Genomic DNA, 26371 nt, shown 5'->3' with positions numbered 1-26371 from the left:
CTAGCCCACACCTGCCACTCGCGGCATCGAAAGAGCCGCTCCATTGCTGCTGGGCTTACGTGGATCCCGATGGGCAAGCTTTTCCCGCAACATGGTCCTGCCGCGGTGGATTCGCGACCTTACGGTCCCGAGTTTGACGTCAAGAACCCGGGCCACCTCGTCATAGGCGAGACCCTCGAGATCGCACAGGACAACAGCGGCCCGGAAATCCGGGGGGAGCTCTTCCAACGCTGATTGCACGTCGATGTCCAGGTTGTTGAACTCGAAGCTCCGCTCGGGGCCGGGGTGTTTGCTCGGGAGACGGCTTTCGGCTTCATCAGTAAGGCCGTCGAAGCGGATGCGTGTTTTCCGGCGTGCCTGGTCCAGGAACAGGTTGGTGGTGATGCGGTGCAGCCAGCCGTCGAGGGTGCCGGGCCTGAAGTTCGCCAGTGACCGGAAGACACGGACGAAGACTTCCTGGGTGAGGTCCTCGGCGTCGTACTTGTTGCCCGTGAGCCGATAGGCAAGCCGGTACACCTTCGGTGAATAGTCGACCACCACTTCTTCCCACGATGGCGCCACCCAAGGAGTCTCCTCGCCGCTGACGGGCAATGCCGAATCGGGTGCCGGGACCGTCGTTGCTGCTGCCGTGTTCACGGTAGACATCATCTTCCCCTTCTCGCCAGGAATCCTGGGCTGCCGGGGCCGTCGAACGGCCCGCGACCAACAACTTATGTGGTTACCAAGGATTCGTGGCCGCCTTCGACACGGATGTCCCGAGGAAAAATTCTTTCGCAGGAAGCTGTGAAGTAGCTGGAAAGATCCGGGGGACCCGCCCACCCAGTAGTCTTATCAGCGGGCTTGCGCCCGGGATACCAGATTCCGCCGGTATTTTCTCCAGGACATCGACAGAATGGACGCCATGGCCGCCGACAAACTAAGCAGCTGGTCCTATACCGAAAGCCTGCCGGCTGAGGATGACGTGCTCCTCCGGGCCAGGGACAGGTCCCACGAATTGGGAGTCACCCCTGTTTCGCAGGGAGTCGGGGCTGCCCTGACCGTCCTTGCAGCGGGCTCGAAGGCACAGACGGCCGTCGAGGTCGGTGCAGGAGCAGGAGTTTCCGGCGTGTGTCTTCTCCGAGGACTCGGGCCGCAGTCGGTGCTGACCACGATCGATTCCGACGTCGACCACCTCCGTACGGCCCGCGAAGCCTACGCAGAAGCGGGTGTGCCGAGCAACCGCACGCGCACGATCTCCGGCCGCGCCGCCGACGTCCTCCCCAGGTTGACCGACGCGGCATATGACCTCGTCTTTCTTGACGCGGACAAATCCGGGCTGCCCCTTTATGTGGACCAGGCCGTCCGCCTGCTCAAGCCGGGCGGAATGCTGATCGTCAACGACGCACTCGACGAGGACCGCGTTTCCGACCCCGCAGTCCGCGATTCCTCGACGAACGTGCTTCGCCAGGTAGGACGGGTGGTACGGGACAACGATCAACTGCTGTCCACTGTGCTGCCGACCGGGACGGGTCTACTCCTCGCAGTGAAGCGGCGATCCTAGCCGGTTGTCAGGCCAGCGGCCCGTGGCGTGACCGGTCGGGTGATCTGTCCGGTCAGCCGGTCACCGTCAGGAGGCAGTCCTTCAGTTTCCCTGCCTCCTCGGCGTTCAGTTCCACGACGAGTCGGCCTCCGCCATCGATCGGAACCCGCATGATCAGGCTACGGCCCTCTTTGGTGACTTCCATCGGCCCATCGCCGGTTCGCGGTTTCATGGCAGCCATAAGGAGTGTCCCTTTCAACAATGCGTGTCGGGTATCCGGCAACGCGACGGTAAGCGGTGCACCTGATCCGGAGAAAAACAATTCATCTCCGCGGTGCGCGTCATCAAAACATTATTCAGCACAATCTGCCGCCGGACTAATTCCCCTGGGGCGTGGGTCACACCATGCGCACCGACGGGTTGGTCACCATGCCGCCTCGCGGCGTGGGCGCCGGCCTTCACCGACGGGCGTGGCGACGGGCGTGGCGCCGGCCTAGGGCGGGTAGTCCCCCTCGGGCGTGATCGGCGACCAGGTCCACAACCAGGCGACCCACACCACCTGCAGGAGCACCGAGACGACGGCCAGAGTCCATCGATACCGCCGGTTCCGGGAGATGAGGATCGCGGAAAGCGCCAGGGGAAACAACGGAAGCAGAATGCGAAAGGTGCTGGTCTGCGGATTCCAGAAGGCGGCAAGATACAGCAGGTAGGCCGCACACCAGAGCTGCATCGCCGCGCCTAGTTGCCGGACGGCAGGGGCCCGCAGCAGGAGTATGCATCCAACGGCCAGCACGGCCACCGCGACGGTTCCCAGCACCGTCCCGAAATAGTACGACGCCGCGGCCAGCCAGGGCGTGAAGGGTGACAGCTCCTCCTCACGCCACGCCGTCTCGGTTTCGACGTACGCCGAGAATTGACCCGTGGACACCCATGCGGCAATGGGCCAGGCGAGCGCACCGATTCCGGTACTCGCGGTGAGTACCGCCAACCGGATGGTGCCCGGCATCGTCGCTACATCCCCGAACCACCGCGTCCCTTTCCCTCGTCCTCGCAGGAACTCGAAGACGAGCAGGCCTGCGAGGAGGACGGCAAAGGGAACTCCTGCCGGACGTGAGAAGCACATGGCCAGCACCACTGGTATTGCGGTGAGGTAGCGCCGTCTCGCGACGAGATAGAGCGACGACGCGAGCAGGAGAAGGTGAAGGGACTCGGCGTAGGGGATCTGGAGGATCGGGGAGACCGGGGAGACCGCGATCAGCCCCACGCCCCAGAGCGCGTCCTGGTGGCCCGCCCGAAGCCGAAAAAGCCTGTAGACCACGAGCGAGGCCGCGAACCCCGAGACGACGGCGACCAACGGGGCCGCCGCGCCCCAACCGATCCCTGAGATCTGGTCGATCAGCCGCACCAGCCCGGGGAAGAGCGGATAGAAGGCCCATTGGTTCGGCACCACCACCCCATCCGCGTTCCGGGGAAGCACTTCCGGGTAGCCGTCGTCGAAAACCTGCTGGTACCACCCGCTGTCCCAGTAATTGATGAAGGCGCCATAGCCGGGGGCGGCTCCTCCCCACGGGCTCGGGCCTTGCGCTCCCGCCGCCCAGACGAGGATTCCCAGGGAGATCGCTCGGCCCAGGGCGAAGATGGCCAGCACCTGGACCGCCCAGTGCCAGCGGGCCGGTCCGGCCCGGCTGATCGACCGGCTGCCGCTCAAGGCCGGCACTGGCCCGGATCCTGCAGATCGTCAGTCCTCACCCAGCAGTCCGCCACATGGTCGTTCACGAATCCGGTAGCCTGCATCATGGCGTAGGCCGTGGTGGGCCCCACGAACCGGAAGCCGCGCGCACGGAGTTCCCTGGCCAATGCGGTGCTCTCGGGCGTGATTGCCGGCACAGCGTCCATGGTGGCCGGCGCGGGACCATCGGGCTTGCGGTGAGCAGCGAGGATGCCTGCGAGGGTGACGCCGTCGGCCAGCGCCAGCAATGCCCGCGCATTCGCGACCGTGGCGACTATTTTGGCGCGGTTCCGGACGATCCCGGCGTCGGCCATGAGCCTCGCGACGTCGTCGTTCCCGAACTGCGCCACCGCCGCAGGATCGAACCCGGCGAACGCCGTGCGGAAGGATTCCCGCTTGCGCAGGATGGTGATCCAGCTCAAGCCGGACTGGAAGGCCTCAAGGCTGAGCCGTTCGAACAGTGCGGGCTCCCCCACCACCGGGCGGCCCCACTCGAGGTCATGGTAAAGCTCGTAGTCACTACTCGCTACGGCCCACGCGCACCTCAACCGTCCGTCCGATCCACGCACGGCTCCGCTCATGGACGGGAATCCTCCGTTTCGCTGATTCCCGACGTCAGCTGCTCGATGACGGCATCACGCTCCGCGAGGGCGGCCGCCAGCCGGTCGAGGACCTGGTCAACCTGGTCCATCCGGTAGCCGCGCAGCCCGAGGCTGAACACCACGCGGTCGACGTCGGCGGACGTCGGCTGGTCAGGCAGGAGGACAGGAGGCAGGGACGCCACCGGTTCCACCAGCCCCATCTCCGCGAGCCGCACGCCACTGCCCTCTCCATCGACGTCATCCCTGCCCGTCCACCGGGAGAACGGCCGGTAACCGGAGGCCAGCACGGCGGTCAATCCCAGCAGTGCCACGGACAGGAAGACGAGGAAGGTGGTCACTGGGTAATCGTGCCAGAGTGCCGGCTCACCGCGCTGCTGCCCCTCCCGTGTCCGCGACCACGAAGCGCACGGCCTCCTCCGCGCTGTCGACAAGGTGAACCAGGTCGATGTCGGCCTGCGACACCGTCCCCTCTACCAGGAGCGTGTCCCTGACCCAGTCAAGCAGCGGCGTCCAGTAGGCCACCCCGACCAGGACGATGGGGAAGGACGTGACCTTCTTGGTCTGCACGAGCGTCATGGCCTCGAACAGTTCATCCAGCGTCCCGAATCCGCCGGGCAGCACGACGAATCCCCGCGCATACTTCACGAACATGGTCTTCCGCGCGAAGAAGTACCGGAAATTGATCCCGAGATCGACCCACTCGTTCATCCCCTGTTCGAACGGCAACTCGATTCCGAGCCCCACCGACATCCCGCCGGCTTGGCACGCACCCTTGTTGGCGGCCTCCATGGCGCCCGGGCCTCCCCCGGTGATGACCGCGTAACCGGCCCCCACGAGCCGCCGGCCCACTTCCTCTCCGATGGCGTAGAACGGCGAATCCCGCGAGGTGCGGGCCGAACCGAACACGCTGATTGCCGGTCCCAGCTCGGAGAGGGTTCCGAATCCCTCGACGAATTCGCTCTGGATGCGGAGCACCCGCCACGGATCGGTCTTGGTGAAGGGGGCCGAGTCATCGGCGTCGAGCAGGTAGCTGTCCGATTGGGGCACCGCCGCCTGGCTCCGCCGCAACTCGACCTGCCCGCGCCGTCGGGGCTCGTCCGCCCGGGCGGCCCGGCCTGCGTTCTCGTCGTCGTTCGAGGTATGAATGTGAGGCATTCCCCAAGGCTATGCGATTCCAATTGCGACACCGGCTTTGGTTGCTCTTGAATCACGATTACCCGCTTTGGGCGCAGGTGGATTGCCAACGGGCGATAGTTCGCTAGATTCTATCCATGACAAGTGAACCGCAACCGTCTACATCCGTGCCCTCGGGAGAGCCGCTGGTCTCGCTGAAGCACGTCAACAAACACTTCGGCGACCTCCATGTCCTGCAGGACATCAACCTGGAAGTCGCCCGCGGAGAAGTAGTTGTGGTGATCGGACCGTCGGGTTCCGGAAAATCAACGCTGTGCCGTGCCATCAACCGGCTCGAAACGATCGACGACGGCGAAATCCGGGTGGACGGCAAGGTGCTCCCCGCCGAGGGCAAAGCCCTGGCGAAACTGCGTGCCGACGTCGGAATGGTGTTCCAGTCCTTCAACCTGTTCGCGCACAAGTCGATTCTCGAGAACGTGACGCTCGGACCCGTGAAGGTCAAGGGGATGAAGAGCGGCGAAGCCAAGGACCTGGCGATGTCCCTCCTGAAGCGGGTGGGTGTCGACAACCAGGCTCAGAAGCTGCCTGCCCAGCTTTCGGGCGGCCAGCAGCAGCGCGTGGCCATTGCCCGGGCCCTCGCCATGCAGCCGAAGGTCATGCTGTTCGACGAGCCCACCTCGGCGCTTGATCCCGAGATGATCAACGAGGTCCTCGACGCGATGGTGTCGCTTGCAAAGGAAGGGATGACCATGATCGTGGTCACCCACGAGATGGGGTTCGCCCGGAAGGCCGCCGATCGCGTGATCTTCATGGCCGACGGCCAGATCGTCGAGCAGGCGACGCCGGAGGAGTTCTTCACCAATCCCAAGAGCGACCGGGCGAAGGACTTCCTGGGTAAAATCCTCGCCCACTGATTCTTTCACCGCAGGACCAGAAGCTTTCATCACCCGTCCAGGCCCTCAGGGCCACAATTCAAGGAGAAATCAATGCGCAAGACCCGTTACGCTGCGGCTGCCATCGCTGCCGCAGCAGCACTCACCCTTTCGGCCTGTGGCGGAGGCGACAGCGGTGGCGCTGAGGCCACCGGCGAAGCCGAGGGCTCCGGAGAGACCATCCGCATCGGCATCAAGTTCGACCAGCCGGGTCTAGGCTTCGACGAGGGAGGCTCGTACTCGGGCTTCGACGTCGACGTCGCCAAATACGTCGCCAACGAGCTCGGCTACTCCGAGGACCAGATCGAATTCAGCGAGGCTCCCTCGGCCAACCGCGAGAACCTGCTGAGCAACGGCCAGGTGGACATGATCTTCGCGACCTACTCCATCACGGACGCGCGCAAGGAGACCGTCGCCTTCGCCGGTCCGTATTTCGTCGCCGGGCAGGACCTCCTGGTCCGTGCCGATGACGATTCGATCAGCGGCCCCGAGGACCTCGAGGGCAAGAACCTCTGCTCCGTCACCGGTTCCACCTCGGCGCAGAAGATCAAGGACACCTACCCCGGGGTCAACCTCGTGGAGCAGCCCGGCTACGCGGAGTGCGTGAGCCTGATGGCCGGCGGCGGAATCGATGCCGCCACCACCGATGACATCATCCTCGCCGGCCTTGCCGCGCAGGAATCGAATGCAGGACAGTTCAAGGTTGTCGGTGCGCCGTTCTCGGAGGAGAACTACGGCGTGGGCCTTCCCCAGGACAACACCACCTGTGAAGCCATCAACGAAGCCATCACCAAGATGATCGACGAAGGCGCGTGGGAGGAAGCGATCACGGCCAACACCGAGGGCGCCGACTACACGTTCAACGACGAGCTGAACCCGCCGACGCCGGACGACTGCGCGTAGCACCTACCTCTGTCGGTGGGGTGGTCCTTTCTGGACCACCCCACCGACGCATGTTCAACACTCGAGAAGAGGTGGACCGTGGAGAACTATCTCACGCTGTTCGAAACCTATGACGTGCCCGCGGCCTTCTGGGCCAACATCCAGCTGACCTTCTGGGCGGCCATCTGGGCGACGCTGCTCGGCACCCTCCTGGCCCTGTTCCGGATCTCCCCTATCGCCAGCCTGCAGTTCGTCGGTGCAGCGTACGTGAACATCTTCCGGAACACACCGCTCACCATCATCATCGCCTTCGGGGTCCTCGGCCTGTTCGGCCAGCTCCAGGTTTCACTCACCGAGGACTTCAACCTCAATTTCTTCCGGCTCGCGATCCTCGGCCTGTCCCTCTACCACGCGGCGTTCGTCTGCGAGGCGATCCGAAGTGGCGTGAACACCGTCCCCCTCGGCCAGGCGGAGGCGGCGCGCGCCATCGGCCTGAGCTTCCTGCCGGCCGCCCGGCTCGTCATCCTCCCCCAGGCGTTCCGCGGAGCCATCGCCCCGCTGGGCAACGTCCTCATCGCCCTCATCAAGAACTCGACGGTGGCTGCGGCGGGCTCGGTGGCCATTGAAGCGTCGAGCCTGATGAAAACGATGATCGAATTCCGTGGAGACCTCGTGATTCCGATCTTCCTCACTTTCGCCCTCGGATTCGTGATCATCGTGATCCCCGTAGGCCTTCTCACAACCTGGGCATCCAGGAAATTGGCGGTGGCTCGATGAGCGTGCAGCAGGTCCTCTTCGACGCTCCCGGGCCCAGAGCGCGGCGCAATATACTCCTGGGCAATATCCTCGGGATAGCCCTGATCCTGGCACTCGTTGCCTACGTCGTCTTTCTCCTGGGGGGGAAAGGCCAATTGGCAGCCGACAAATGGACACCATTCCTCGAAGGCCGAACATGGGAGTTCTTCATCCTTCCGGGGTTGCTGAACACCCTGAAGGCGGCGGCCATCGCGGTCGTGACCTCGATCCTCTTCGGCCTGGTCTTCGGCATGGGGCGGTTGTCGCACTTCCTGCCGATCCGGGCGGTGGCCGGCGTGATCGTCGAGTTCCTGCGCGCCATTCCCGTGCTGCTCATGATGATCTTCCTCTGGCTGGGCTTCGGCCGGATCGATGCCGTCACCGACCCCGCGTTCCTCGCCGTCGTCGTGGCGCTGACGCTCTACAACGGCTCCGTGATCGCCGAACTCATTCGGTCTGGCGTTCAGGGTCTTCCCAAGGGCCAGCGCGAAGCGGGCATGGCCATCGGTATGACGCCGCTCCAGTCGCTGCGCAGCATCGAGGTTCCCCAGGCCCTGATCGCGATGCTCCCCGCGCTGGTCAGCCAGTTCGTCGTCATCCTCAAGGACTCGGCGCTGGGCTACATCATCGGCTACTCCGAACTGCTGCAGAACGCCCGGCGGCTCGGGGTCGGTGAAGGGAACCTCCTGCAGGCCCTGCTCATCTCGGCGGTGATCTTCATCATCATCAACTTCGCCGTCTCCTCGATCGCCTCCCGGCTCTCCACGCTGCTGAGCTTCAGGACCAAGGGCAAAGCGAAGACGACGAAGCAGGACGGCGTAATAGCCATGGATGCGGCGAGTACCTGAGTTTCACCGCCCGGGTCTGAGGCCCCGGCTCAGGACGAGAGCCACGTCCGAAGTGCCCGCAGGCACTCCCGGATCGCCTCGGCATGCACATGTTCGTCGTCGGTGTGCGCCAGGAGCGCATCGCCGGGTCCGAAGTTGACTGCGGGGACGCCCAGGGCGCTGAACCTCGCCACGTCGGTCCAGCCGTACTTGGGCTTCGGCTCGGCGCCCACAGCGGCGACGAAGTCGGCGGCCGCCGGGTGCTGCAGTCCCGGGCGGGCCCCGGCGGCGGCATCCGTGCGCTCGACGTCGAACCCTTCGAGGAGCTCCCGAACGTACTGCTCGGCCTGGTCGGGCGTCTTGTCCGGTGCGAAGCGGTAATTCACCTCGAGGACCGTGGCGTCGGGAATCACGTTTCCCGCAGTCCCCCCGACGATCTTCACGGCGTTGAGGCTTTCGCGGTAGTCCAACCCGTCCACCGTCACCGTGGCCGGGGAGTGGTCGCGGAGCCGTACAAGCACCTCGGCGGCCGCGTGGATGGCGTTCTCGCCCATCCACGCCCGGGCGGAGTGCGCGGCCCTACCCGTAGTGGTGACGGAAAAGCGCGCGGTGCCGTTGCACCCGCCCTCGACGGTTCCGTCGGTCGGCTCGAGCAGGACGGCGAAGTCCGCCTCCAGCCAGGAGGGATAGGCGTCCGCCAGCCGGCCGAGGCCGCTCAGCGACGCCTCGACCTCCTCGTGGTCGTAGAAGATGAAGGTGATGTCCCGGGCGGGGTCGGTCAGGGCAGCAGCCAGGGCGAGCTGCACCGCGACCCCGCCCTTCATGTCGGTGGCCCCCCTTCCGTACAGCACGCCACCGTCCCAGGAAGCGGGGACGGTTCCCCGCGCGCCCGGCGCCGAGGGAAGGGGAACCGTGTCCAGGTGCCCGGCAAGAATGACCCGCTCGTCGCGTCCGAGAGTGGTGCGCGCCATCACCGAGTCACCGTCCCGGACGACTTCAAGGTGGTCGAGCGCCCGCAGCGCGGCTTCCACGCAGTCAGCGAGGGCAAGCTCGTTGCCGGAAACGCTTTCGAGGTCGATCAGCCGGGCTGTCAGGAGCGCCACATCCGACGTGAGGTCAAGGGCAGGGGCGTGGGGCTCAGTCATGGTCCAACATTATCCCTCGGTAGACTGGTGGCCATGACCCAGATCGCACCGACTGCCTCCCGCACTGCCGACAGCCCGAGGACGGCCAGCGGCCTGGGCCTCGCCACCCTCGACGACGACGGCAACGTTCTCGACGTCTGGTATCCCGCTCCCCGCCTCGGCGCAGCGGATGCGCAGGCCGATGGCGCACTGCGCGAAAACCTGGCAGGCCTTGCCGCCGCAGGCCCGGATGCGCTGCGGCGGACCACATCCACGGTAGTGGAGACGACGTCGGAGCTCGACGCGGCTCCGGTCGATGCCGCTGACGCCTATCTTCGCCTCCACCTGCTGTCCTCCCGTCTCGCGGCGCCCAACAGCATCAACCTCGACGGCGTGTTCGGGCTGCTCGCCAACGTGGTGTGGACGAACCACGGGCCGTGCGCCGCCAGGGGCTTCGATGCAGTGCGCCTCGCGCTCCGTGCCCGTGGGCCGGTCACCGTCTTCGCCGTGGACAAATTCCCGCGGATGGTCGACTACGTGCTGCCGGCCGGTGTGCGGATCGCCGACGCCGACCGCGTGCGGCTCGGCGCCCATCTGGCCGAGGGAACCACGGTCATGCATGAGGGCTTCGTGAACTTCAACGCCGGAACACTCGGCCACTCCATGGTCGAGGGCCGTATCTCGGCCGGAGTCGTGGTGGGCGACGGGTCCGACATCGGTGGCGGCGCCTCGATCATGGGCACTCTCTCGGGCGGTGGAAAGGAAACGATCACCATCGGTGAGCGGTGCCTCCTCGGCGCCGAGGCAGGGGTGGGAATTTCCCTCGGCGACGACTGCGTGGTGGAGGCCGGGCTCTACATCACCGCAGGAACGAAACTCACCCTGCAGGACGGCACCGTGGTCAAGGCATCCGACTTCTCCGGCGAATCAGGAGTGCTCTACCTGCGGAACTCCTCCACGGGAGTAGTCGAAGCCCGCCAGCGCCGGGGCAACGGGATTGCACTCAACCCTGCACTGCACGCGAACCAATAGCGCGTGCCCGCCCCCTACCGTTCCAGCGGTGCCGCCCCGCGACGACGACGCCGGGCGCGCGCCGCCGTCGTGCTGGTGGTGCTCCTCAGCCTGGTAGCGGGTGCCGTCTACCTTGCTGCGACCCGGGTGAACGAGACCCAGGTACTGGTCCGCGAGCGGTGCTCTGCGGCGGTCGGTCCCGACAGCTACGAGCTCCGGCCATCGCAAACGCGGAACGCCGCACTGATCGCGGGTGTGGCAGTGGCCAGGGGCCTGCCCGCCCGGGCTGCTTCCATCGCGATCGCTACGGCCATCCAGGAGTCCGGGCTCGAGAATATCGACTACGGAGACGACGCCGGCCCCGACTCCCGCGGCCTGTTCCAGCAGCGGCCGTCGCAGGGCTGGGGCACCGAGGAACAGATCATGGATCCGCTGTATGCCACCAACGCCTTCTATGACGCCCTGGTGCGGGTTCCGGGCTACGAAAGCCTTCCCATCACCGAGGCGGCTCAAACCGTGCAGCGCAGTGCTTTCCCCGACGCCTATGCGGATCATGAGCCGGAGGGCCGGGCGTTCGCCTCCGCCCTGACCGGTGAGTCCGCTGCATCCCTCACCTGCGTGCTGCGGGACTCCCAGCAACCCGGAACAGTTGAAGCGGTGGTGTCCCAGCTGGCGAACCTGTTCGGTGAGCGGACCGGATCCGTCGACGGGGGTTCACTCACCAGGGAGGTCGAGGGAACGCAGGGTTGGGCCGAGGCGCACTGGGCGGTCGCCAACGCAAATGCCCTTTCCCTCGATTCGGTGTCGTTCTCCGGCTCGCAGTGGACACGCGATCAGGGCGAGTGGCTGCCGGCGGAGACCGGGGACGGGCTCACCATCTCCGTCGCTGCGGTGCCGTCGGCTTCGGCGATGGAGGACAACTAGACTGGACAGCATGAAAATTCTCGTTACCGGCGGCAGCGGCTACATCGGCTCACACACCTCGCTGGCACTGCTGGAAGCCGGACACGACGTCGTCGTGGTCGACAACCTCACGAATTCCACGAAAACGTCCCTGGAACGCGTCGAGGAACTCGCAGGGCGTCGATTGGCCTTCCATCAGGTCGATCTTCTCGACGAGAAGGGGATGGGCGCGGTCTTCGAGCAGGAGCAGGTGGATGCCGTGATCCACTTCGCCGGGTTGAAGGCCGTCGGCGAGTCCGTCGACAAACCGCTGTACTACTACCACAACAACGTGGGAGGCACGATCAGCCTCCTGCGGGTGATGGACGCGCACGACGTGCGGACGATGGTCTTCAGCTCCTCCGCCACCGTGTACGGCGCGTCCGAGGAAGTACCTCTCATCGAGAAGATGCCGTTGGACGCGGTCAATCCGTACGGCCGTACCAAGGAGCAGATCGAGGACATCCTGTCCGACGTGGGAGCTGCCGACCCGCGCTGGAATGTTGCCCTGTTGAGGTACTTCAATCCCGTGGGAGCACACCCGTCGGGAAGGATCGGCGAGGACCCCACCGGAACGCCCAACAATCTCCTCCCGTTCGTCGCGCAGGTCGCCGTGGGACGCCGCGAGAAGGTGATGGTCTTCGGAAACGACTATCCCACACCCGACGGGACCGGCATCCGCGACTACATCCATGTGGTGGACCTCGCCGCAGGCCACCTCGCAGCACTCGAATACCTTGCCCGGCACAGCGGTGTGCACCGCTGGAACCTGGGAACCGGAAACGGATCGTCGGTGCTCGAGGTCCTCGCCGCGTTCTCAGCCGCGGCAGGTTCGGACGTGCCCTATGAATTCGCTCCCCGGCGACCGGGCGATGCCGCCGTCAGCTACGCGGACCCGTCCTCGGCGCTGGCGGACCTCGGATGGTCGGCCACCCGCACGCTCGACGAGATGTGCGAGGACCACTGGCGCTGGCAGAAGAGCAACCCGCAGGGCTACGCACCGGGGGCCTAGCTACGCCGGGGCGGAATGCGGGATGGCGCCGGGGTCACTCGGCAGGAGCGTTCGGCAGGGCGCTCCGGTGGGTAACGACGGGCGCAGGGATGAAATCCGTGCGCCCGTCGTTTTACGGTGCGGCCGGTATCAGGCCTTGGGGATGGTGATCCACAACACGATGTAGACCAGCTCCCCGATTCCCACCAGGCCGAAGATCACGAACCCGAGGCGGACGAGTGTCTTCGAGATACCGAAGCGTGCAGCGAGGGCGGCGCAGACGCCGCCGATGATCTTGCCGTTCCGGGGACGCACCAATGAAGAAGCCATACCGGCAACCTATCACCGGACGCGGATCAGCGCGCGGGGTAGTTCCGCTCGGGCTCTCCCGTGTAGAGCTGGCGGGGGCGCCCGATCTTCGTCTGCGGGTCCTGCATCATCTCGCGCCACTGCGCGATCCAGCCCGGGAGGCGGCCGATGGCGAAGAGCACGGTGAACATCTTCTCCGGGAAGCCCATCGCTTTGTAGATGAGGCCCGTGTAGAAGTCGACGTTCGGGTACAGCTTGCGCTCGATGAAGTAGTCATCGGCCAGCGCCTTCTCCTCGATCCGCATGGCGATCTCCAGCAGTTCGTCGTTACCGCCGAGCTTGCCCAGGATGTCATGCGCAGTGGCCTTGACGATCTTGGCCCGCGGGTCGTAGTTCTTGTAGACGCGGTGCCCGAAGCCCATGAGCTTCACCCCGTCTTCCTTGTTCTTGACCTTCTCCATGAAGTCCTCGGGCTGCATGCCCTTGGCCTTGATGTCCCGCAGCATGTTGAGCACTGCCTCGTTCGCGCCGCCGTGCAGCGGGCCGAAGAGCGCGTTGATGCCCGCGGAGACCGAGGCGAACATGTTGGCGTTGGAGCTGCCCACGAGGCGGACGGTCGACGTAGAGCAGTTCTGCTCGTGGTCCGCGTGGAGGATGAGCAGCAGGTCGAGCGCCTTGACCATCATCGGGTCGAGATCATAGGGCTCGGCCGGCAGCCCGAAGGAAAGGCGCAGGAAGTTCTCCACCAGGTTCATGGAGTTGTCCGGGTAGAGCATCGGCTGGCCGATGGACTTCTTGTGCGCGTACGCGGCGATGACCGGAAGCTTCGCCATCAGGCGGAACGTGGACAGTTCCACCTGTTCGTCATCGAACGGGTCCAGGGAGTCCTGGTAGAACGTGGAGAGCGCGGAGACCGCTGAGGACAACACCGGCATGGGGTGCGCGTCGCGCGGGAAGCCGCCGAAGAATCCCTTGAGTTCCTCGTGCAGCAGCGTGTGGCGCCGGATCCGGCCGTCGAACGCTGAAAGCTGCTCGGGAGTGGGCAGGTTCCCGTAGATCAGCAGGTAGGAAACCTCGAGGAAACTCGAGTTCTGCGCCAACTGCTCGATGGGGTAGCCGCGGTAGCGCAGGATCCCGGCGTCGCCGTCGATGTAGGTGATGGCTGACGTCGTCGCTGCCGTGTTCATGAAGCCGGGGTCGAAAGTGACGTTCCCTGTCTGCTTCAACAGTTTCGAGACGTCGTAGCCGTTGTTGCCCTCGACTGCCGGCACTGTCGGAAGGTTCAGTTCGCCACCGTTGTAGTGCAGCGAGGCATTGTTCTGCTCAGTCATTGACTCTCCTTCAGGAGCTGGAGTGAAATTCTCGCAACGCTTGCCCGACTGCATCCGCAGGTTGGCATATTCACCTGAAACGCTACCGGTATCAGCGCTCCGATCACTAATCGGGCCCGGGTGGTTATGCCGTCACAAGGTGGCGGCAGCGCTGCTACTCAGCGGGCGAGCCTCTTGACAGCGGCATCGATACGCTCGTCGGTGCCGGTGAGGGCCACCCGCACGAAACCGTTACCCGCCCCACCATAGAAAGTGCCGGGCCCGACGACAATGCCCTCCCTTGCGAACCTGTCGACGGTGTCCCAGGTTGCACCGCCGTCGGAAGCCCACAGATAGAGGCCCGCATCGGAACCGCTGATCGTCATACCGAAGGATCCGAGCGCGGGCACGAGCCGTTCGCGCCGGCTCCGGTACAGGTCCTTCTGCCGCTGGACGTGCCCGTCATCGCCGAGCGCTACCCGCATGGCCTCCTGGACGGGAAAAGGCACGATCATGCCGGCGTGCTTTCGCGAGTTCACGAGGTTCGCGACGATCGCCCCGTCACCGGCCACGAAGGCGGCACGGTAACCGGCGACGTTCGACTGCTTGCTCAGGGAGTAGATGGACAGTAGGAGATCTGAACTGCTGCCGGCGATGCGCGGGTCGAGCACACTCGGCACCGGCTCCCCTCCTCGCTCCGGATCCCAGCGCCCCCAGCCCAGCTCGGCGTAGCACTCGTCCGAGGCGACCACCGCACCGAGGCTGCGTGCCTCATCGACGACGGCCCTCATCGCTCCGGCGTCGAGGACCTCCCCGGTGGGGTTCGCCGGGCTGTTGAGCCACACGAGACGGACCCTATGCCTCACTTCGGGCGCAAGCTCGGCCAGGGAACCGGCGGCAACGGGAGTAGCCCCGGCAAGCAGGGCACCGACGTCGTAGGTTGGATACGCGACGCGGGGACGCACGACGATGTCCCCCTCCCCCAGCCCCAGAAGGGTGGGCAGCCAGGCAACGAGCTCCTTCGAACCGATAGTGGGGAGAATGCTTTCGGAATCGAGCCCGGGAACACCTCGGCGGCGCGCGAACCAGGCGCTGATCGCTTCGCGCAGGGCCGGAGTGCCATGGGTGGTCGGGTAGCCGGGAGCATCCGACGCCGCTGTGAGCGCGTCCCGGATGACGTCCGGGACGGGGTCGACGGGCGTGCCGATCGACAGGTTGACTGCTCCGTCCGGGTGCTGCGCGGCTTTCTCGACGTAGGGCCGCATCGCGTCCCAGGGGTAGTCGGGCAGACGGAGTCCGAAGCTACGTGCCTGCCCGGAATCCGTCACGCGGGCTGGTTCTGAGGTGGAAGGACGGAAATGATCGGATGGTCCCTACCCGTGTTCCCGAGCTTGGCCGCGCCGCCGGGCGAACCGAGGTCGTCGAAGAACTCGACGTTCGCCTTGTAGTACTCGGCCCACTGGTCCGGGGTGTCGTCCTCGTAGTAGATGGCTTCGACGGGGCAGACCGGCTCGCAGGCCCCGCAGTCGACGCACTCGTCCGGATGGATGTACAGCGATCGCTCGCCCTCATAGATGCAGTCGACGGGGCATTCTTCAATACAGGCCTTGTCCTTGACATCCACGCAGGGCTGCGCGATTACGTAGGTCACGTCCCACGCCTTTCCTCGAAGCTGGTGTGCTGGGGTGAGCACCTTGGTCCTTTCCCCAGCTTAACGCAACCCGGCCCGCCGCCCCGCATTCCTGCGCACTGCCAGCCCTCATCGAAGATCGGACCCGCCGCTAGCATTGCTGATATGGATCCGGCCGTTGCATTGCTCCGCTCCCTTGCACCCGGCACCCGGGTGGTGGTGCGACATCGCCTGGACGAGGGGTACACCGATTCCCTCGGCGACCTTCTTGCCGTCGACGATCACGAATGCACTGTTCGTACCCGGCGAGGGGACGACGTGGTCCGCCTGTCAGCTGTTTTCGCGGCAAAAACCGTACCCCCTCCCCCGCCGCGCCGCCCCCGGCGTTGACGGGCTGTTCGGTCGGATCACCGATTGGCTAATATCAATCGGTCACGTCTTTTCGCGTATGATTCAGGCATGGAAAACGATGACGAGTTCCAGGCGCGGGGAAGGGCGCTCAGCTCCCCCCTCCGGCTCCGGATCCTCCGCCTGTGCCTTCACAAGGGCAGGACCAACAAGGAAATCGCCGAGGCACTGGAGTTGAACCCGGCAACGGCGCTCCACCATGTGCGCACCCTGCTGTCAACCGGTTACCTTCGCGCGGAGGAGGCACGGACCGGTAATCGCGGCGCAAAGGAAATTCCCTACCGCGCGACGGGCTTGTCCTGGCGAACCAGTATGCCGAATGCGGCGCCGGTCCTGGTCGAGACCTTCCTTCAGGAGATCGAGGGCCTGCGCCCGTCCGAAATCGACGTCTGGCGGCTCGGGGTCCGCCTCAACGAGGAAAACCGGACGAAGATGATGGGCCGGGTACGCGAAATCTTCGAGGAGTACGCGTCGGGCGATGCCGACGAAGACGGTACTGCCACGTCGATCATGCTGGCGCACCACCTGGACCGGAGCGCGGACTAACCAACCCTGGTCCGGGCCGCTGAAGCGGACTTCCGGAGCACGACGGCGCACACCGCCACACCGAGAACGCTCGCCAGCGCGAGCCCGAACAGCCAGAGGTTTCCCGCGACCGCAGCTGGAAGGGCCGGACCGCCGCCGGTGCCGGTGAGAATGAGGGTTTCCGACGAGCTGGAGAGTGCCGCCACGACGACGTAGGCGGTTCCTCCGCACAGTGCGGCGGCGATGATGTTCCGGGCCCATAGGCCGCACCAGACCAGGACCGCCCCTGTCAGGAGCAGCGCAGCCACGGCGCCGACCGGCAGCGCTGCGTCTCCGACATGGATGACGTGCCCGTGCAGTGCGGTGCCGAGGACAGCCGAAAGCAGGCCGCCGACCAGAGCCGCCCCCATCCCTTCCCACCGCGACACCGGCTGCGGTGTTCCGGGGCGTCCTCGGGACGCAGTCGGGAGGCGCCGCGAAGGACTGCGTGGACGGGAGGGTACTCGCGTTAACGGCCGACGCCGGCCCTCCACTGAGACCGGGGGGCCGGCGTCGTTCAGCTGCATGGGTGCTGTTATGCCCGTGCGCGTGAGCGTGAGGCGCGCATGCGCTCATTGGCGTCGAGGATCACCTTGCGGATCCGGATCGATTCCGGGGTGACCTCGACGCATTCATCCTCGCGGGCGAACTCGAGGGATTCCTCGAGTGTCAGGTTGCGAGGCGGCGTCAGGTTCTCGAAGGTGTCGGACGACGCCGCACGCATGTTGGTGAGCTTCTTCTCCTTGGTGATGTTCACGTCCATGTCATCGGCGCGTGAGTTCTCCCCGACGATCATGCCCTCGTACACCTCGGAGGTGGCCTGGACGAAGAACGAGCCGCGTTCCTGCAGGTTGATCATCGCGAACGGGGTGACGACGCCGGAGCGGTCGGCGATCATGGAGCCATTGGTGCGGTACTCGATGTCCCCTGCCCACGGCTCGTAGCCCTCGGAGATGGACGCTGCGATTCCCGCACCGCGTGTGTCGGTGAGGAACCGGGTGCGGAACCCGATGAGGCCGCGTGCAGGAACGATGAATTCCATGCGGACCCAGCCGGTTCCGTGGTTGGCCATGTTGGTCATGCGGCCCTTGCGGGCGGCCATGAGCTGGGTGACGCCGCCGAGGTACTCCTCGGGGACGTCGATGGTCATGTGCTCCATGGGCTCGTGGATCTTGCCGTCGACGGTCTTGGTGACCACCTGCGGCTTGCCCACGGTGAGCTCGAACCCCTCACGGCGCATCTGCTCGACCAGGATGGCGAGGGCAAGCTCGCCGCGGCCCTGAACCTCCCAGGCGTCGGGACGCGCGGTCGGCAGGACACGCAGGGAGACGTTGCCGACGAGCTCCTTGTCCAGGCGGTCCTTCACCTGGCGCGCCGTGACCTTCGCGCCCTTGACCCGGCCGGCCAGCGGCGAGGTGTTGATACCGATCGTCACCGAGATGGCGGGATCGTCGACGGTGATCAGTGGAAGCGGCTGGGGGTTGTCGACGTCGGTCAGGGTCTCGCCGATCGTGATGCCCTCGATACCGGCGACGGCGACGATCTCGCCCGGGCCCGCGGAGTCGGTGGGAACACGGTCCAGCGCCTTGGTAGCAAGGAGTTCGGTGATCTTCACCGTCTTCAGTTCACCGTTCTGGCGCGCCCAGGCCACGGTCTGGCCCTTGCGGAGCGTTCCGTTGAAGATACGCAGCAGTGCGAGGCGCCCGAGGAACGGCGACGCGTCGAGGTTGGTCACGTGTGCCTGGAGCACACCGTTGGGGTTGTAACGGGGGGCGGGGATGTGCTCGATGATGGTCTGGAACAGCGGCTCCAGATTGTCGTTCGAGGGGATGGTGCCATCGGCGGGCTGCTCGAGCGACGCGGCTCCTGCACGGGCAGCGGCGTAGACCACCGGGACGTTGAGGATCGAATCCAGGTCGAGGTCGGGAACCTCGTCCGCGAGGTCGGAGGCGAGGCCGAGGAGCAGGTCCATCGACTCGCTGACGACCTCTTCGATACGGGAGTCGGGGCGGTCGGTCTTGTTGACCAGGAGGATGACGGGAAGTTTGGCGGCAAGCGCCTTGCGCAGCACGAAGCGGGTCTGGGGAAGCGGTCCCTCGGAGGCGTCCACGAGAAGGACGACGCCGTCGACCATGGAGAGTCCGCGCTCTACTTCGCCGCCGAAGTCGGCGTGGCCGGGGGTGTCGATCACGTTGATCGTGATGGTCTCGCCCTTGGCGGAGGGACCGTCGTAGAACACCGTGGTGTTCTTGGCCAGGATGGTGATGCCCTTCTCGCGCTCGAGGTCGCCGGAGTCCATGACCCGGTCCGCCACGTCGCCGTGGGCAGCGAAGGAGTTGGTCTGCTTGAGCATGGCGTCGACCAGTGTGGTTTTTCCGTGGTCAACGTGAGCCACGATGGCTACATTGCGGAGATCGCTGCGGACAGCGGTGTTGCCTGTGGTTTCAGACATGCGTAAGGACTCAATTCAGTATCTTCTGCGGGGAAATGACGGCGGCTACAATGCGCACCCTCTACCAGTCTAAGCGCTAGGCAAAAACAGACCTAATGCACCGCCGGAACATGAGCGGGCATCCGCGCAGCAGTTGTCCGCATCGGCCGGCCGGTCGATGGGAAGAGGCGAGAAAGGGAACCCCGATGGAGTTCCCTTCCGCGATGTTGCTCGATCAGTGATGGCCCGGGACGGTCCCGCTGGGGCTACGGGCCGGACTCGATGCCAACCGGTTCCTTCCTCCGGGAGGCCTTCCGGGACCCGGGACCGGCCACTGCCGGATCACGTGCCAGGTCGATCATCAGGGCGATACACAGCCCGATCATGATCAGGACGAACGGGGCCGCAGCGATGATCGTCACGGTCTGGAGCGCGCCCAGGCTACCTACCGACAACAGCACAGCTGCGACCGCACCGGTCAGGGTCCCCCACAGGATGGTCAGCCACTTCTTCGGAACGGCTGCTCCGAACGAGGACAGCGAACCGAGCACGATCGATGCGGCATCCGCGCCCGAGATGAAGAACACGGCAACAAGGATCACCACCAGGACCGAGGTGACTGCCGCCAGCGGATGCTCTGCAAGGAGTGCGAACATGGCGGATTCCTGGCTTTCGGCGTTCGCTGCCGCGATATCCGTCCCCGAGTTCTGGGCGGTCAGGGCCGAGCCTCCCCAGACGCTGAACCAGATGACGCTGATGACGCTGGGGACGGCGACAACTCCGATCACGAACTCGCGGATAGTTCTTCCGCGGGAGATCTTCGCGAGGAAGGATCCGACGAACGGGGTCCAGGAGACCCACCAGGCCCAGTAGAAGATCGTCCACGCGGCGAGCCATTCATGTCCGCCGAAGGCTCCGGTCCTCGTTGCCATCTGGGGGAGGTTGACGAGGTAACTTCCGGCCGATGCCGGGATCAGCTCGAGGATGAAGACGGTTGGGCCGACGACGAAGAGGAAGAACAGGAGCGCGAGGGCCAGGATCATGTTGCCGTTGGACAACCATTTGATGCCCCGGCTGATGCCGCTCACTGCAGAGATCACGAAGCAGAGGGTCAGGACGGCGATGATCCCGATCTGGATCCCGAGGCTGTTGCCCATTCCGAAGACCTCGCTGAGGCCTCCGTTGATCTGGAGCACTCCCAGGCCGAGCGAGGTCGCTGAGCCGAAGAGTGTGGCGAAGATTGCGAAGACGTCGATCGCGCGCAATCCCTTGGGTGTCGGACGCCCTCGGAACAAGGGTGTGAATGCTTCACTGAAGCCTGATCCCCTGCCCTTGCGGTAGGCCGAATAGGCGAGGGCAAGACCGACGACGGCATAGATCGCCCAGGGATGGATGGCCCAGTGGAAGAGCGTGTAGTTCATGGACTCGCGGGCTGCCGCTTCCGAACCCGGCTCGATCCCCGCAATCGGCGGAGTCAGGTAGTGCGTGATCGGCTCGGTGACCCCGTAGAACATGAGTCCGATGCCCATGCCGGCACTGAACATCATCGCGATCCAGGAGATCGTCGAGTATTCGGGCTTCTCGCCATCCTTGCCGAGCGTGATCCTGCCATATTTGCTGAAGGCGAGGAACAGCGCGAAGATGACGAATCCGGTGGCCGACAGGACGAACGCCCAGCCGAAGTTGGTCACGATTCCGCCCAGGATGCTGGTCGTCACCGTGGAGAACCCGGCGGGGAAAAGCACACCGATCAGCAGCAGCGCCAGCACGACCGCCAGCGAGATGAAAAGCACCGGCTTATCGACGGAGGTGCGGTCCGTCCGGTCGGTTGCATCCGGCACGGGTGAAGAAGGAGGATGCCGCATGCTGCCTCCGGGTGGCTCTTCGGAACGTTCGATGGAAGTAGACATGCCTTTCAGCCTACGCCCGGAGGCGTAGCATCTCAGCAATTCCTCTGCCTTCGAGTTCCCTGTGAACTTCTGGCGATGCCCGTGGCGAAGAGTACAATTCCCGAGCGATCCCTGCCCCGGTCTCCTGACCGGGCTCAACCCTGCGCCGGCGCAGACCTAGTCGGAGGACGCGAGGAGCTTCGCCCTCAGTTCACGCCGTTCGCGCTGCTTCTCCGGGTCGGGCAACGGAACCGCGGCCAGGAGCCGCTGGGTGTAGGGGTTCTGGGGGCTGCGGAGGATCTGGTCACGGGTTCCCTGTTCAACGATCTTCCCGCGTTTCATGACGCAGATATGGTCGGCCAGCACGTCCACGACGGCGAGGTCGTGGGTGACGAAGAGGCACGCGAAGCCTAATTCCCGCTGCAGGTTCTGGAAAAGCTCGAGCACCCGCGCCTGCACTGAAACATCAAGGGCCGACGTCGGCTCATCCGCGACCATCAGCTTCGGCTTGAGCGAGAGGGCGCGGGCGATGCCGACGCGCTGCTTCTGCCCGCCGGACAGTTCGTGGGGGTAGCGGTTCCGGTAGGACCGCGGCAGCTCCACCTGGTCGAGCAGGGTTTCGATCCGCTTCTGCAGGGCGGCACCCTTCGCCTCTCCTGCAAGGAACATCGGCTCGCCGATGCTCTCGCCGATCGGCAGTCGCGGATTCAGGGACGACGCCGGGTCCTGGAACACCATTCCCACGTGCCGACGGACCGCTGCAAGCTCCTTGGAGGTCGGTTTGAAGCCGGAGATATCGGTTCCGACCACTTTGAGGGATCCCTCGGCGACCGGCAGCAACCCGACGGCAGCGCGGCCGATGGTCGTCTTGCCCGATCCGGATTCACCCACGAGTCCGATGACCTGGCCCGGGTAGATCGTGAGGTTGGCGCCCTCCACCGCGCGGAAGGCAGGAACCCTTCCCTGCTTCGGATATTCGATGGCGACGTCGACGAGCTCGAGAACCGGATCCGCGGTGATCGTGTCGGCGGACGGATCCTCCCCCAGGCCTGCCAGTACGTTCCGCTCGCGGCGTTCCAGCTCGTCGGCGTCGACACCGGTCAGTTCGGTGTGGGTGGCTGCGGCCAGCGCGGCGTCGATGTCGACGTCGTCGCCCTGTCCCCCGCCCTGGCCGAGGTGCGGAACCGCAGCCAGCAGAGCCCGCGTGTACTCGTGCTGGGGATTGCCGAAGATCTCGGAGACGGTTCCCGTCTCGACGATCTCCCCCCGTCGCATGACGGCGATCCGGTCCGCGAGATCCGCCACTACTCCCATGTCATGGGTGATGAGCACGATCGCACTGTTGAGCTTGTTGCGCAGGTTCCTCATGAGATCGAGGATTTCCGCCTGGACCGTCACATCGAGGGCGGTGGTCGGTTCGTCGGCGATCAGGAGTTTCGGGTCACAGGAGAGGGACTGCGCGATCATCGCCCGCTGCCGTTGACCGCCGGAGAGCTGGTGGGGGTAGGACTTGTAGGCCTTCTCGGGGTCGGGGAGTTCGACGAGCGCGAGCAGGCGCAGGGCACGCTGCTTGGCTTCGTCCGGCGAGATCTCGTTGTGGAGCCGAAGTGTCTCGACGATCTGGAACCCCACGGTGTACACGGGGTTCAGCGCGGTCATGGGCTCCTGGAAGATCACCGCGACGTCGTTGCCGCGCACCTGGCGCAACTTGGCGGGAGACAGGTCGAGAACCGATCTGCCGTTGAGCAGAACCTGGCCCGTCACGCGGCTGTTGGACGGCAGCAGGCCCAGCAGGGACATGGAGCTGGCGCTCTTGCCCGATCCTGACTCACCGACGATCGCGAGCACTTCGCCGGCATTGACGTAATAGTTGAGGTTGACCGCTGCCGGTACCCACTTCTTCTCCACGCCGAAATGCACCGACAGGTTCCGGACCTCGAGGACCGGCCCCTGTCCGCTCGAAGGGACAACTCGTGAGTCGTCGGCACTGCCGATGAGGTCCGGAGTCATGGTTTGCTTCCTTCCGCTGGTGGCCGGCCAGAGCGCGCGGGAACGGCATGCTGCCCCCGGTCGGCCGAAAATCCTGAAACTATAGGGCTATGAGCACACCCGCCACCGGTACCACGGTGTTCAAACCGCGGACCAGCAAATGGTTCACCCTTATCGCCTTCGTCCTGGTCGGGACGGGTCTGGTGTCGCTGGTCGCGACCGACGGTCCGGCAGGGCTGCTGGGAGCATGGCCCCTGCTCACGGTGGCCTACTGGGCGTGGTGGCTGTTCTGGTACCCCACCGTCGTCGTGGACCGCGCCGCCGTCACCCTGCGGAATCCGCTGGTGACGATCAGCGTTCCCTGGGCCGCGCTCGTCCATGTGGACACGAAGTACGCCCTGAAGCTGGTCACTCCCCGCCGGGCCTACTCCGCCTGGGCGGCGCCCGCGCCTGGAGTGTGGGGAACGCACGCCGGCAAGGTGGAGCACCTGACCAACCTGCCGGCATCGAGCTACGGACCCGGGGCGTCGGTTCGGCCGGGCGACCTCAAACACACCGACTCCGGCTACGCGGCGTTCCTCGTGCGGTCCCGCTGGGAAACGATGATCGACAACGGGGAGCTCGACGTCGACCAGACGGATTCCGCGCCCGTCGACCGCCGTGTGAACTGGATCCTCATTCTTCCGGCCCTGGTCCTTCTCGCGGCGAGCGTCGGCGCACAGGGCGCCGCCTGAGGCGGGACCGTCGAACGGGCTCACGTTGCGGTTCCCGCCTTGCGGGCGTTGAACTTCTTCTGCCGCGGGTCGAAGGCGTCCCGCAGCCCGTCACCGATGAAGTTGATGGTGAGGCAGATCAGCACGATGAACAGTCCCGGGAACCAGAACAGCCATGGCCGCGTCTGGAAAGCCTGCTCATTCTGGCTGATGTTCAGTCCCAAGGACACATCGGGCGCCTGCACGCCGAACCCGATGTAGCTCAGGCCGGTCTCGAGCAGGATCGCTGCAGCCATCAGGAGAGTGGTGTTGACGATGATCACGCCTACCGCATTCGGCAGGATGTGCTTGAAGATGATCCGCCGGTTCGAAGCGCCGGCGATTTTCGCCGCGTCGACGAACTCGCGTTCGCGCAGGGACAGGAACTCTCCCCGCACCAGGCGCGCCATGCCGGTCCAGGCGATGAGCCCGAGGAAGATCCCGAGGAAGTACACGCGGACACCCTCGCCGAGTGATGCGCCGACGTTGCGTCCCAGAACCGCCGCGAGCACGATCAGGGGAATGATGATGATGATGTCGGTGAACCGCATGAGCACGGCCTCCGTCATGCCGCGGAAGTAGCCGGCGCACGCGCCGATGACGACGCCGACGATCCCCGAGATCGCCCCGATCAGGAACATGATGATGATCGAGTTCTGCGCCCCCCGCATCGTCATCGCGAAGTAGTCACGCCCGATGGCGTCCTGCCCGAAGGGGTGATCACCCCAGCTGAAGATATTGCTGAAGGTGGGTGCGCCCCCATTGACGACGGGCAGGAACTCCGTGTGGTTGTACTTCCACCAACCCGGAATGCCCGCGAAACCCAGCGACGAGAAGGAGAGGATCAGGACGAGCGCAAAAATCACGAGGCTGATGATCGCCGCTGTGTTGTCGAAGAACCGCTTGCGGACGATCTGGCCCTGGGAGAGGCCCACCGGATCCGCCTCGGGTGCCGCCCCTCCTGCCAGGGGCGAGGGCCCGGGCTCGTCACCCGGGGACTTCGAGGAGCGCTGAATGGTCATGCTTTCACCCTTACGCGTGGGTCGAGGAACGAATAGACGAGGTCGGCGATGAGGTTGAAGACGAGGGCGAGGATGCCGACTACGAGGAAGAACCCCATGATGGGATTCGGATCGGTCCGCGCCAGTGCCGAGATGAAGAGCTGGCCCATGCCGGCGAAGGCAAACACCTGCTCGGTGATGACGGCGCCCCCTATCAGCGCACCGATATCGAAGGCGACCAGCGTGGCGAGCGGAATCAGGGCGTTCCGGAAAGCATGCCTCATGACGACGGTCCGCTCGGAAAGGCCTTTCGCCCGTGCCGTGCGGATGTAGTCCATGCTCATGATCTCGAGCATCGAGGCACGGGAGTACCGGCTGTAGCTCGCCAGGGATGCCAGCAGCAGTGCGAGGGTCGGCAGCAGGAGGTGCGTGAACGAATCGAGGCCCGAGATCCAGAAGTCACCCTCCAAACCCGGGGTCGATGCTCCGATCGTGGCGATGGGCCTGCCCCGGACACGGGAGTTGCCGGTGTACAGCGGCCAGGTGACCATGAAGCGGTCGAGGACGATCAGTCCGCCCATGAGGAGTCCGGTGAGCGCGGCCGAGCGCATGCTCTGCCCGCGGTCGTACCCGCCCATGAAGTAACCCACCACGAGGCCGACCAGCATGGTGACCGCGGCGAGGAGGATGATCAGCCAGATGGTTGCTCCGGCGAGCAGGGGGTTCACCACGTAGTAGGCCACCAGACCCAGGGCAACCATGATGAGGGCGGAACCGAGCGCACGACGGTTCTTCAGGCCTGCGGTGAGCAGGGTGACTCCATAGGCGATCGCCACTCCCGATACGACGATGACGACGGGACCGAGGCCCGGCTCCACGAACCACCCGACCGCGTCGAGCACGGCCAGCAGTCCGCCCGCAAGGACAGCGCCCAGCAGGAAGGCGAGACCTTTCCGCTTTGCGGAGCCGCCGGCGAAGACCGCCCAGATGACACCGCTGGCGAAGGCAACCACCAGGAGTGTGGTCAAGGGTATCTCCGGGTCCGCCAGGAAGTTGTTGAAGCCGATTGCCCCGAATTCCTTGAGGAGCACCGCCAGCCAGAAGATCGGCAGGGAGAAGAAAAGGAATGCCATGAAGGTGACGCCGTAGTCCAGCCCGCTGTACTGGCGCAGGGCGGTGATGATCCCGAGCGATACACCGATGATGATGGCAAGGATCGTGGCCGTGGTGACGAGGAGGATCGTGTTGCCCATTGCGCGGGCGAGAGCATCGACCACCGCTTCCCCCTGGATGCTTCGCCCGAGGTCGCAGGAGCCGATGAACGGCACCACGCACTTGAGGGCGCCCGACAGCCAGCCGAAGTAGCGCAGGGGCGCTGGTGTGTCCAGATTCAGGAGCTCCGATCGGGCCTGGATCAGCTGGTCACGGTTAGGGGCGCTGCTGGCTCGCAGGTCTTCCAGGGGATCGCCTGACGCCGCTGTCAGGAGGTACACGAGGAACGATGCCCCGAACAGGATCAGAACGGCAGTCACCAGACGCCGCACGATGTAAGTCACCATATTTTCTTTGCCTCAAAGTAGGTCCCATGGGAGTCAGCGTC

The 26371-nt window shown here is 65.3% G+C and carries 28 protein-coding genes; 11 read left to right on the top strand and 17 right to left on the bottom strand.

The genetic code is table 11. The features are described from left to right. A complete protein-coding gene (gene sigE, locus IWX75_RS04740; protein ID WP_196821094.1) occupies positions 1-648 on the bottom strand; it encodes an RNA polymerase sigma factor SigE in 648 nt (215 codons plus the stop codon). 253 nt (positions 649-901) lie between these two features. Between sigE and IWX75_RS04735 the strand changes: the two genes are divergently transcribed. Next, positions 902-1540 carry an O-methyltransferase gene (locus IWX75_RS04735; protein WP_196821093.1) on the top strand — a complete coding sequence of 213 codons (639 nt, stop codon included), beginning with the start codon at positions 902-904 and terminating at the stop codon, positions 1538-1540. Between the two features lie 52 nt (positions 1541-1592). On the opposite strand, the gene IWX75_RS04730 is transcribed toward IWX75_RS04735, so the two are convergent. From IWX75_RS04730 to IWX75_RS04710, 5 genes are all read right to left on the bottom strand, one after another. Then, positions 1593-1760, bottom strand: a complete 168-nt coding sequence (locus IWX75_RS04730; RefSeq protein ID WP_081737717.1) for a DUF3117 domain-containing protein — start codon at positions 1758-1760, stop codon at positions 1593-1595. Positions 1761-2012: 252 nt separating this feature from the next. After that, positions 2013-3236 (bottom strand): hypothetical protein, encoded by a 1224-nt coding sequence (locus IWX75_RS04725; protein WP_334684105.1) that lies wholly within the window; start codon positions 3234-3236, stop codon positions 2013-2015. Beyond that, positions 3224-3829: a DNA-3-methyladenine glycosylase I gene (locus IWX75_RS04720; RefSeq protein ID WP_196821092.1), complete on the bottom strand. Its 606-nt coding sequence runs from the start codon at positions 3827-3829 to the stop codon at positions 3224-3226. The genes IWX75_RS04725 and IWX75_RS04720 overlap by 13 nt, the downstream gene beginning before the upstream one ends. After that, positions 3826-4188 (bottom strand): DivIVA domain-containing protein, encoded by a 363-nt coding sequence (locus IWX75_RS04715; protein WP_196821091.1) that lies wholly within the window; start codon positions 4186-4188, stop codon positions 3826-3828. Before IWX75_RS04715 ends, IWX75_RS04720 begins: the two co-directional genes overlap by 4 nt. Before the next feature lie 25 nt (positions 4189-4213). Beyond that, positions 4214-5005, bottom strand: coding sequence for a TIGR00730 family Rossman fold protein (locus IWX75_RS04710; protein ID WP_196821090.1), 792 nt, complete (start codon positions 5003-5005; stop codon positions 4214-4216). A 116-nt stretch (positions 5006-5121) separates the two neighbouring features. Here IWX75_RS04710 and IWX75_RS04705 point away from each other — a divergent pair, with 116 nt between their 5' ends. The 4 genes from IWX75_RS04705 (at position 5122) to IWX75_RS04690 (ending at position 8441) form a co-directional block, all read left to right on the top strand. Next, positions 5122-5898: an amino acid ABC transporter ATP-binding protein gene (locus IWX75_RS04705; protein ID WP_442858947.1), complete on the top strand. Its 777-nt coding sequence runs from the start codon at positions 5122-5124 to the stop codon at positions 5896-5898. A gap of 72 nt (positions 5899-5970) precedes the next feature. Continuing rightward, positions 5971-6819 (top strand): glutamate ABC transporter substrate-binding protein, encoded by an 849-nt coding sequence (locus tag IWX75_RS04700; RefSeq protein ID WP_196821089.1) that lies wholly within the window; start codon positions 5971-5973, stop codon positions 6817-6819. A gap of 78 nt (positions 6820-6897) precedes the next feature. Then, complete coding sequence (locus IWX75_RS04695; protein ID WP_196821088.1) at positions 6898-7575, top strand: amino acid ABC transporter permease; 678 nt, start codon at positions 6898-6900, stop codon at positions 7573-7575. Beyond that, positions 7572-8441 carry an amino acid ABC transporter permease gene (locus IWX75_RS04690; RefSeq protein WP_196821087.1) on the top strand — a complete coding sequence of 290 codons (870 nt, stop codon included), beginning with the start codon at positions 7572-7574 and terminating at the stop codon, positions 8439-8441. Before IWX75_RS04695 ends, IWX75_RS04690 begins: the two co-directional genes overlap by 4 nt. Positions 8442-8470: 29 nt before the next feature. Here the strand turns inward: IWX75_RS04690 and dapE are convergent, their stop codons facing one another. Beyond that, complete coding sequence (dapE, locus tag IWX75_RS04685) at positions 8471-9565, bottom strand: succinyl-diaminopimelate desuccinylase (protein WP_196821086.1); 1095 nt, start codon at positions 9563-9565, stop codon at positions 8471-8473. 33 nt (positions 9566-9598) lie between these two features. On the opposite strand from dapE, the gene dapD reads away from it, so the two are divergent. The 3 genes from dapD to galE are packed head-to-tail and all read left to right on the top strand — an operon-like array spanning position 9599 to position 12509. Further along, on the top strand, positions 9599-10576 hold the full coding sequence (gene dapD / locus IWX75_RS04680; protein WP_196821085.1) for a 2,3,4,5-tetrahydropyridine-2,6-dicarboxylate N-succinyltransferase: 978 nt from the start codon (positions 9599-9601) through the stop codon (positions 10574-10576). A 3-nt stretch (positions 10577-10579) separates the two neighbouring features. After that, positions 10580-11479 carry a hypothetical protein gene (locus IWX75_RS04675; RefSeq protein WP_196821084.1) on the top strand — a complete coding sequence of 300 codons (900 nt, stop codon included), beginning with the start codon at positions 10580-10582 and terminating at the stop codon, positions 11477-11479. 10 nt (positions 11480-11489) lie between these two features. Continuing rightward, positions 11490-12509 carry a UDP-glucose 4-epimerase GalE gene (gene galE / locus IWX75_RS04670; RefSeq protein ID WP_196821083.1) on the top strand — a complete coding sequence of 340 codons (1020 nt, stop codon included), beginning with the start codon at positions 11490-11492 and terminating at the stop codon, positions 12507-12509. 129 nt (positions 12510-12638) lie between these two features. Here the strand turns inward: galE and IWX75_RS04665 are convergent, their stop codons facing one another. From IWX75_RS04665 to fdxA, 4 genes are all read right to left on the bottom strand, one after another. After that, positions 12639-12818: a PspC domain-containing protein gene (locus IWX75_RS04665; RefSeq protein ID WP_196821082.1), complete on the bottom strand. Its 180-nt coding sequence runs from the start codon at positions 12816-12818 to the stop codon at positions 12639-12641. 26 nt (positions 12819-12844) lie between these two features. After that, a complete protein-coding gene (locus IWX75_RS04660; RefSeq protein WP_196821081.1) occupies positions 12845-14128 on the bottom strand; it encodes a citrate synthase in 1284 nt (427 codons plus the stop codon). A 158-nt stretch (positions 14129-14286) separates the two neighbouring features. Then, positions 14287-15435, bottom strand: a complete 1149-nt coding sequence (dapC, locus tag IWX75_RS04655) for a succinyldiaminopimelate transaminase (protein WP_334684104.1) — start codon at positions 15433-15435, stop codon at positions 14287-14289. Beyond that, entirely contained in the window at positions 15432-15758 is a 327-nt protein-coding gene (fdxA, locus tag IWX75_RS04650; protein ID WP_196821080.1) for a ferredoxin, read from the bottom strand. Before fdxA ends, dapC begins: the two co-directional genes overlap by 4 nt. 144 nt (positions 15759-15902) lie before the next feature. On the opposite strand from fdxA, the gene IWX75_RS04645 reads away from it, so the two are divergent. Together IWX75_RS04645 and IWX75_RS04640 are read left to right on the top strand one after the other, a co-directional pair. Next, positions 15903-16127, top strand: a complete 225-nt coding sequence (locus IWX75_RS04645; RefSeq protein WP_196821079.1) for a putative acetyltransferase — start codon at positions 15903-15905, stop codon at positions 16125-16127. 69 nt (positions 16128-16196) lie between these two features. Continuing rightward, complete coding sequence (locus tag IWX75_RS04640) at positions 16197-16691, top strand: helix-turn-helix domain-containing protein (RefSeq protein ID WP_196821078.1); 495 nt, start codon at positions 16197-16199, stop codon at positions 16689-16691. Here the strand turns inward: IWX75_RS04640 and IWX75_RS04635 are convergent. From IWX75_RS04635 to IWX75_RS04620, 4 genes are all read right to left on the bottom strand, one after another. Continuing rightward, entirely contained in the window at positions 16688-17080 is a 393-nt protein-coding gene (locus tag IWX75_RS04635; protein WP_196821077.1) for a hypothetical protein, read from the bottom strand. The genes IWX75_RS04640 and IWX75_RS04635 overlap by 4 nt on opposite strands. A 164-nt stretch (positions 17081-17244) precedes the next feature. Further along, a complete protein-coding gene (typA, locus tag IWX75_RS04630; protein ID WP_026531741.1) occupies positions 17245-19161 on the bottom strand; it encodes a translational GTPase TypA in 1917 nt (638 codons plus the stop codon). Positions 19162-19406: 245 nt separating this feature from the next. Beyond that, on the bottom strand, positions 19407-21050 hold the full coding sequence (locus tag IWX75_RS04625) for a BCCT family transporter (protein ID WP_334684103.1): 1644 nt from the start codon (positions 21048-21050) through the stop codon (positions 19407-19409). 156 nt (positions 21051-21206) lie between these two features. After that, complete coding sequence (locus tag IWX75_RS04620; RefSeq protein ID WP_196821076.1) at positions 21207-23039, bottom strand: ABC transporter ATP-binding protein; 1833 nt, start codon at positions 23037-23039, stop codon at positions 21207-21209. Between the two features lie 89 nt (positions 23040-23128). On the opposite strand from IWX75_RS04620, the gene IWX75_RS04615 reads away from it, so the two are divergent. Beyond that, a complete protein-coding gene (locus IWX75_RS04615; protein WP_196821075.1) occupies positions 23129-23752 on the top strand; it encodes a PH domain-containing protein in 624 nt (207 codons plus the stop codon). A 20-nt stretch (positions 23753-23772) separates the two neighbouring features. Here IWX75_RS04615 and IWX75_RS04610 read toward each other — a convergent pair whose 3' ends face one another. Together IWX75_RS04610 and IWX75_RS04605 are read right to left on the bottom strand one after the other, a co-directional pair. Next, a complete protein-coding gene (locus tag IWX75_RS04610; RefSeq protein ID WP_196821074.1) occupies positions 23773-24792 on the bottom strand; it encodes an ABC transporter permease in 1020 nt (339 codons plus the stop codon). Further along, entirely contained in the window at positions 24789-26330 is a 1542-nt protein-coding gene (locus tag IWX75_RS04605; RefSeq protein WP_196821073.1) for an ABC transporter permease, read from the bottom strand. Before IWX75_RS04605 ends, IWX75_RS04610 begins: the two co-directional genes overlap by 4 nt. Between the last annotated feature and the right edge of the window lie 41 nt (positions 26331-26371).

It is taken from the genome of Arthrobacter sp. CAN_A6 (assembly GCF_015751715.1).
Lineage (GTDB): Bacteria > Actinomycetota > Actinomycetes > Actinomycetales > Micrococcaceae > Arthrobacter_D.
Note: the sequence above shows the minus strand (reverse complement) of the source record. Positions and strands in the feature narration are given on the sequence as shown.

Excerpts from the sequence above, each read along its gene's own strand:
- sigE (WP_196821094.1), bottom strand. The coding sequence starts at position 648 with ATGATGTCTACCGTGAACACGGCAGCAGCAACGACGGTCCCGGCACCC.
- IWX75_RS04735 (WP_196821093.1), top strand. The coding sequence starts at position 902 with ATGGCCGCCGACAAACTAAGCAGCTGGTCCTATACCGAAAGCCTGCCG.
- IWX75_RS04730 (WP_081737717.1), bottom strand. The coding sequence starts at position 1,760 with ATGGCTGCCATGAAACCGCGAACCGGCGATGGGCCGATGGAAGTCACC.
- IWX75_RS04720 (WP_196821092.1), bottom strand. The coding sequence starts at position 3,829 with ATGAGCGGAGCCGTGCGTGGATCGGACGGACGGTTGAGGTGCGCGTGG.
- IWX75_RS04710 (WP_196821090.1), bottom strand. The coding sequence starts at position 5,005 with ATGCCTCACATTCATACCTCGAACGACGACGAGAACGCAGGCCGGGCC.
- IWX75_RS04705 (WP_442858947.1), top strand. The coding sequence starts at position 5,122 with ATGACAAGTGAACCGCAACCGTCTACATCCGTGCCCTCGGGAGAGCCG.
- IWX75_RS04700 (WP_196821089.1), top strand. The coding sequence starts at position 5,971 with ATGCGCAAGACCCGTTACGCTGCGGCTGCCATCGCTGCCGCAGCAGCA.
- IWX75_RS04690 (WP_196821087.1), top strand. The coding sequence starts at position 7,572 with ATGAGCGTGCAGCAGGTCCTCTTCGACGCTCCCGGGCCCAGAGCGCGG.
- dapE (WP_196821086.1), bottom strand. The coding sequence starts at position 9,565 with ATGACTGAGCCCCACGCCCCTGCCCTTGACCTCACGTCGGATGTGGCG.
- dapD (WP_196821085.1), top strand. The coding sequence starts at position 9,599 with ATGACCCAGATCGCACCGACTGCCTCCCGCACTGCCGACAGCCCGAGG.
- galE (WP_196821083.1), top strand. The coding sequence starts at position 11,490 with ATGAAAATTCTCGTTACCGGCGGCAGCGGCTACATCGGCTCACACACC.
- IWX75_RS04665 (WP_196821082.1), bottom strand. The coding sequence starts at position 12,818 with ATGGCTTCTTCATTGGTGCGTCCCCGGAACGGCAAGATCATCGGCGGC.
- IWX75_RS04660 (WP_196821081.1), bottom strand. The coding sequence starts at position 14,128 with ATGACTGAGCAGAACAATGCCTCGCTGCACTACAACGGTGGCGAACTG.
- IWX75_RS04645 (WP_196821079.1), top strand. The coding sequence starts at position 15,903 with ATGGATCCGGCCGTTGCATTGCTCCGCTCCCTTGCACCCGGCACCCGG.
- IWX75_RS04640 (WP_196821078.1), top strand. The coding sequence starts at position 16,197 with ATGGAAAACGATGACGAGTTCCAGGCGCGGGGAAGGGCGCTCAGCTCC.
- IWX75_RS04635 (WP_196821077.1), bottom strand. The coding sequence starts at position 17,080 with ATGGGGGCGGCTCTGGTCGGCGGCCTGCTTTCGGCTGTCCTCGGCACC.
- typA (WP_026531741.1), bottom strand. The coding sequence starts at position 19,161 with ATGTCTGAAACCACAGGCAACACCGCTGTCCGCAGCGATCTCCGCAAT.
- IWX75_RS04625 (WP_334684103.1), bottom strand. The coding sequence starts at position 21,050 with ATGTCTACTTCCATCGAACGTTCCGAAGAGCCACCCGGAGGCAGCATG.
- IWX75_RS04620 (WP_196821076.1), bottom strand. The coding sequence starts at position 23,039 with ATGACTCCGGACCTCATCGGCAGTGCCGACGACTCACGAGTTGTCCCT.
- IWX75_RS04615 (WP_196821075.1), top strand. The coding sequence starts at position 23,129 with ATGAGCACACCCGCCACCGGTACCACGGTGTTCAAACCGCGGACCAGC.
- IWX75_RS04610 (WP_196821074.1), bottom strand. The coding sequence starts at position 24,792 with ATGACCATTCAGCGCTCCTCGAAGTCCCCGGGTGACGAGCCCGGGCCC.
- IWX75_RS04605 (WP_196821073.1), bottom strand. The coding sequence starts at position 26,330 with ATGGTGACTTACATCGTGCGGCGTCTGGTGACTGCCGTTCTGATCCTG.